We start from the raw sequence: 5,135 nt of genomic DNA, 5'->3' as shown, positions 1-5,135 counted from the left end.
TATATAGGCACGCTCTCTGTGATGATGTTGCTCCTTGCTGGTGCCGGTCATTATGGTGGATCGCTAACGCATGGTTCTACTTACCTTACCCAGTACATGCCCGATACCATGAAAAGGTTGGCCGGGATACCTGTGGAAGAAAAAGGACCTAAATTAATCGAAAATTTGGATGAAGCGGTGGTGTATGTAGATATCATCCATCCCATCATGGAGCAGCGCTGCAATTCCTGTCACAATGCCAGCAAGAAGAAAGGGGACCTACAAATGCACACCCCAGAAGCCCTTATGAAAGGTGGAGAGAATGGTGCCATTTTTGAACCCGGAAGTGCGGCAGAAAGTGAAATGATCAAAAGGGTACATCTGGAAGAAAACCATGATGACCATATGCCCCCTAAAGGCAAGTCACAGCTCACTGATGAGCAAGTGCTATTGCTAGAATGGTGGATCAATGAAGGAGCGTCATTTGATAAGAAAGTGGCTGAACTTGAGGCGGATGATGAAGTGCAAAATGTATTGCTTACGCTGTCTGATCCCAATGCAAACAAATCCGCTGTAGAAATTTTACTGGCAGAAGGTACCACAGCCATTGAAGAAGAAAAATTAAACGCATACGTGAATGAAGGCATTGCGATTAAGCGACTTTCCAATGAAGACAATTGGTTGCAAGTTACATTGTATAGAAAAGATTCAGTAGATGCCATTCTTACAAGATTAGCAGCAGATTTCCCTGAGCAAATAACCTGGTTGGATGTAAAAAATACCCAACTGTCGGATAATGGACTTGCGGAAGTGGGAAAATTGAAAAACCTTACAAGACTAAGGGCAGAAAAAACAGCAGTAACAGATGCCGGGCTGGCAAATCTGCAGGGGCTTACTTACTTGGAATCACTCAACCTGTATGGCACAAGTATTACAGATGAAGGGCTTGCCCACCTTGCAAGTTTACCTAATTTGAGACGTTTGTACGCATGGGAAACGCAGGTAAGTAGGGAGGGTGCAGCCGCCTTTATGGAAAATTCTGGAAATCTTGATATCAATCTGGGCTATGAAGTAAATGTCCTGGATTCAACCAATGTAGAAGTAAAACCCATAGCGGTTAGTAATTGATTTAAGCCGGATTCTGCAATAGGATTTCCCGAACTATCTAAGGAAGTGTTGCCACCAAAATGAAATCAGCTTGTTTGAATTGATTCTAGGACGTAATAGTATTTCGCATTTAACTATTTGAGCCACATTGATCTTGGAAGACCAGAGTAAAAATAATACCAAGCCCCAATCCTAGACGGAATTGAGGCTTGGTTGTGATAATACTTCCAGTTTGTTATGGATTGTTAATTCAAAGTTTGACCTGCCATCGGATTGGCTTCAATATGGTTCAACAATATATCTTTTACATCTTCTACAGTTCCTGATTTCAATCCTCCATTAGTGGCTCCGGTAATCCAATATAGCACCATGCCGGCATCAGAGCAATCCCATTTATCTTTTTGAAATTTGACTACATCATCTACTTCTGCTATTTTCCCAAGCATCCAAACCCACTGAATTCTTGGATCAGCGTGATTTTTAGCCCAATCCCATTGTGCTAAATCCACCTTTAGGTTTGTATTTTGATCCGGAATACGAACTTCTTCAACACCAAAATCCAATAGCTGCTTCCAGGTGAAAAAATCTCCCGCATTGTCATTTGCCGGATGATGGGTAATAACCTTTACATATTGGTTTTTATCACTATTGGCCGCCTCTAAAGCGAGTGCTATAATGTCAGGCTCACCTGCTTCAATGATCCATAAAGGGTTTTCAGCCGAAGAGGCATTTATTGCTTTAGCCAAATCTTTGATCGTCTCCTCTTGTTGCCAAAGGGCATCGAAAAAGAACAAGGAATCATATCCACCCCATCTACGTGCTGTAACATCGCAGGCTACTTGCATCAAATAGTGCCGCTCTCTTTCAGCCCTTGCAGAAATCCTTGCCCCTCTAACCAAATCACAACTGTGGGAGTAATGCACCAATCTGTCGGTTAATCCTACAGCCCGCAGCAGCGCTAAAGAAACGGCTGTTCCACCAAGATCATCCGGGTCGGGGGAATTGCCATCCGCCACAATTGCCAGTCTGCCTGGTGGAGGAGAAATTACTATACCGGCTTCAATATTGATGCTTTTCAATGATTTTTCCTCAGCCCTATCTCTGTCAAATAAACTTCCGTTAATCGCATTATTTGGTTTTATCCCTATATTACTATCATCCATTTCTGAATTTTGTGCTCCTGCATTCAAACATAAGCAGACCAAAAAAATAGCGGAAAGAAAATTTATTCGCATAGTGATTGTCTTTTGAGGTTATTCGATGATGTGTTTCACATCAACAGTGGTTCCAGCATGTCATCTGCTGGATTAAATCTGAATTTGATTTGTAAAAATATCATTTTAAACCAAAAAATCCCCTTTAACCAAGGCTAGTAAGCTGACTTCGAGTTGAAACGGGCCTAAAATCTACTAAATCGTAACTGCATATCTTTTTTAGAACTACCAGGTTTCTCGCTACTTTCAGTAATGACTTTTACTCCGGCACCAATGCTACCTGATAGATGGTGTAGAATTCAGGTTCCTGATCCAAAAGCTCAACATGCTGTCGCGCCCACAACCGATTTTTACCATCTACATGTGTAGGGGTAAAATTGGTGGGACAGAGGCCTACTTCGCTGTATACCCCTTCAGCTTCTCTTACAAGAAATTTTAAAGGGTTTAGTCGAGCATTGATTTCCTTCCATTCCTCCCGGGAAGTAGTTCCTCGGAGTGGGGTGTTTTCAAGAGATAGGCCGGACTGGTAAAGGATCAGGTCTTTTTCATCCACCTTAAAATAGCTTTTTACTTCACCTTTTTTAGGTTTAGGGGTGTCATAATCTTCACTTCCCCCAAATGGGTATCCTGGATTGAGGATAAAATCATCAAATGGGATACCTTCCACGGTTAATTCATTTTCCGCTTTGCTCAGGTCGTGGCTGTGAAATAAGGTGTCTGTGGCAAAAATAAAATGAATCTTGTCTTCATTTACCTGAAACATCGGCCTGATAAAATTAAATGCCTTACCCTGCTTATACCTGCTTTCGGGATGCAGGGGAGTAATGGGTACGTAGCCACCGGAATCAAGGTTGATTAGATCAAAGGTGTTGAAATGGATGTAATAGGCCTCCTGATTTGTAGCGACTGGATGTTGGGGGCCTCCGGTAAAGGCAACTAAATGGGTTTCATTGGCTATATTGGCCTTTTGCAAATGGTCGTATCCGGAGTAAAACATTCCTTTACCCGCGTAGGGTTTTTTATGACTTTTGATATAATCAAAATTAAGATCATAAATTACCAGCTTTTGTCTCCCCATGACAACGATACTGTCTCCGACAAAAGTAGCGGAACAAGCGGTATTTCCATAGGAGCTGGGTGCATCGCCCGGTTGATCGAGGGAGGATAGAACTTCCCCGTTTTTATCCGTGAGGATGAATTGATTTTTTCGGCATTCATGGAAAAGAAATAAATCCCTAGCCGAATGAACCGCATAAAGTTGCAGGTTTCCTAGAAAATCCACCTGCACAGAATCTACTATTTCTAAAGTGTATGAGGTGTTTGGGGAGTTTTCATTATTGGTAGATCCACATGAAAACAGGCTAGTGATCAAGCAGAGTTGCAGTAGGATTGTTTTTTTCATAGCCAGGTGATTGAACTATTAAGTTAATTAAAATTTAGTGGATTTCCATTTCAATAGTGGTTTTATTCATTTTTAAAGTGAATGGTCAAATGCTATTGGAGGGTTTGCTTGTAATGGCTTATCTTGAAGTGTTCTCCTCCTGTTTTTCTAAGGTTAATCCTCTGCATTCCAGTATTCCATCCTTTTGCAGCTACTTACCTCTATGCTGTAAAAATCAAATTCCTCCGTTACCTTGCCTTTAATAAGGTAGATACCTCGCCCTTTTAAGGGTGTTTTTTTAACTACCGGAGGAAAATGAACCGTGTCTATCCAGTGTCCATCCTTGTCTATAAAAGTACCAAAATTCATTACATCTCCTTTCACGGTACGTGTATATTTGACCGTAACGAGATATCCAATAAGTTGCACACGCTTGCCTAGGAACTGCTTCATTTCCAAGGCAGCAATTCCCGTAGTTTGCTGATCTTTTACCAAGTGGAAAGGGCTGATCAGCGGAAATTCCAATATTTCAAGTTGATCGATGATTTCCTGTCTCAGGTCTAAATCTTCCAGTACCGGCGCCTTCAACTCACGAAATCCTGCATTGACAAATAAACGCTGACTTCCACCGGTAGGGCTTTTTTTGCGGTGCATGATAAAATGGGCCTCCCATAAACACTCTTGCTTGCTCTTGCCTGTAAACCGAAAGCAGCCGATGCGGATAAGAATCAGCAATTGCTCCAAACTGATGTCTACCCGAGAAATAAAATCAGTTAGTCCGGTAAAGTGGCCTGCCTTTTGTCTTTCGGCCAATAATCTGCCGGAGGTTTCTTGTTGCAGGTATTTCATATGTACAAAGCCCAGGTAAACGGTCTTCCCCTTGATATTGGTAAAGTAGTCACTTTCGTTTAGGTGTGGGGCCTGTACATCAGCCCCATTCATGCGTAGTTCGTGTATATAAAATTCAGTATGGTAAAAGCCACCAAAATTATTGATAACCGCCACCATAAACTCCAAAGGATAATGGGCTTTCAGGTACAGGCTTTGGTAACTTTCCACAGCGAAAGATGCTGAATGCCCCTTGGCAAAGGAATAACCGGCAAAGCTTTCGATTTGATGCCATACTTCTCCTGTTACAGTTGCATCCCTGCCCATTTCCTGACAGTTGGAGAAAAAGCGTTCTTTGACTTTTTGTAAGGCGCCTTTAGAACGGGATTTGCCACTCATTCCTCTACGGAGCACATCCGCTTCGCTCAGTGTGAGTCCGGAAAAATGGTGGGCAACTTTGATGACATCTTCCTGATAGACCATGATGCCGTACGTCTCAGGCATGATGTCCTTCAGTACCGGATGGGCCCTTTCCCGGCGTGCGGGATTAACATGTCTCAGAATGTATTCCCGCATCATGCCCGAGCGGGCCACACCCGGCCTGATGATGGAACTGGCAGCTACCA

At 42.6% G+C, this 5,135-nt stretch carries 3 protein-coding genes and 1 pseudogene; 1 reads left to right on the top strand and 3 read right to left on the bottom strand.

Annotation, left to right across the window (positions count from 1 at the left end):
* Positions 1 to 1,107, top strand: a 1,107-nt coding sequence (locus AAC037_RS19395; RefSeq protein ID WP_339904928.1) for a c-type cytochrome domain-containing protein, incomplete at its 5' end; no start/stop codon positions are given.
* Between the two features lie 224 nt (positions 1,108 to 1,331).
* Here AAC037_RS19395 and AAC037_RS19390 read toward each other — a convergent pair.
* The 3 genes and pseudogenes from AAC037_RS19390 to AAC037_RS19380 form a co-directional block, all read right to left on the bottom strand.
* On the bottom strand, positions 1,332 to 2,321 hold the full coding sequence (locus AAC037_RS19390; RefSeq protein ID WP_339904927.1) for a hypothetical protein: 990 nt from the start codon (positions 2,319 to 2,321) through the stop codon (positions 1,332 to 1,334).
* Positions 2,322 to 2,559: 238 nt separating this feature from the next.
* Positions 2,560 to 3,702 (bottom strand): hypothetical protein, encoded by a 1,143-nt coding sequence (locus tag AAC037_RS19385; protein WP_339904926.1) that lies wholly within the window; start codon positions 3,700 to 3,702, stop codon positions 2,560 to 2,562.
* Between the two features lie 153 nt (positions 3,703 to 3,855).
* Positions 3,856 to 5,135, bottom strand: a pseudogene (locus AAC037_RS19380) (DNA polymerase III subunit alpha); the annotation flags it as partial.

This window comes from uncultured Cyclobacterium sp. (genome assembly GCF_963976465.1).
In the GTDB taxonomy this organism is placed as follows: Bacteria; Bacteroidota; Bacteroidia; order Cytophagales; family Cyclobacteriaceae; genus Cyclobacterium.
The sequence above is the reverse complement of the archived record's forward strand: the minus strand, read 5'-3'. Positions and strand labels throughout refer to the sequence as shown.